Source organism: Autumnicola edwardsiae, from assembly GCF_031846505.1.
Classification (GTDB): Bacteria; Bacteroidota; Bacteroidia; order Flavobacteriales; family Flavobacteriaceae; genus Autumnicola; species Autumnicola edwardsiae.
In genome coordinates, this window is the sequence record NZ_JAVRHP010000317.1 from 1 (window position 1) to 401 (window position 401).

Annotated in this window: 1 protein-coding gene; it reads right to left on the reverse strand. The window is 38.2% G+C overall.

Translation table 11 applies throughout. The features are described 5' to 3' along the window. Positions 1-119: 119 nt before the first annotated feature. Positions 120-401: DUF5712 family protein (locus RM529_RS17845; RefSeq protein WP_311486074.1), on the reverse strand; the 282-nt coding region annotated here is incomplete at its 5' end.

The window sequence follows — 401 nt, forward strand, 5'->3', positions numbered from 1 at the left end:
TAAATTCAAAACAAAAGCAAAGCGGTTGATCAGCTTAAAACATATATAGAACAATATGCTTACCAGCCCGATGATCAGAAGCAGTCTAAGAAGATTTTCTATTTCCATAACATTTAAAATTAAATACCAATTGAACTTGATTTAACGGCTACCGCTACCCCTTTCTTAAGCCTGTTAAAAATTTTAAGGGCAAGTTGTGCCTGGGAAGTTGGAATACTGGGCATCATCGGGATACCCGATTCCCGGATAAGCTTAAAAGCAAGTGCTTTTTCGTTAACCGGTAATCCCATTAGCGCGGAAAAATAGTGGTTCGGGTTTTTAATAAATTCTTTTCGTGCCGTATAGGTTTCCACAAAATTGCGCTGGTAACCGAAGGTTTTATCAAAGGTCTTTTCTGCCTT